The sequence below is a fragment of the Desulfosporosinus burensis genome (assembly GCF_054657535.1).
In genome coordinates this window covers 1-256 of the sequence record NZ_BAAHYN010000114.1, presented here as the reverse complement: position 1 = coordinate 256, position 256 = coordinate 1, and the positions used below count along the sequence as shown (strand labels likewise).

1 rRNA gene is annotated in these 256 nt (G+C 51.6%); it reads left to right on the top strand.

Going from position 1 to position 256, the window contains the following annotated elements:
- Window positions 1-17: 17 nt before the first annotated feature.
- Window positions 18-256, top strand: a 16S ribosomal RNA gene (locus tag ACYQ3Q_RS28640); the annotation flags it as partial.

Genomic DNA, 256 nt, shown 5'->3' with positions numbered 1-256 from the left:
AGAAGTTTGAATAACTTTTTTTGGAGAGTTTGATCCTGGCTCAGGACGAACGCTGGCGGCGTGCCTAACACATGCAAGTCGAACGCCGGAAGTCAGATGACAGAGGCCAGAAGCCAGAAGGGAAAAACCCTAATCTGGCATCCGGTTTCTGACATCTGACAACCGGAGTGGCGGACGGGTGAGTAACGCGTGGGTAACCTACCCATAAAGCCGGGACAACCCTTGGAAACGAGGGCTAATACCGGATAATCTTAGA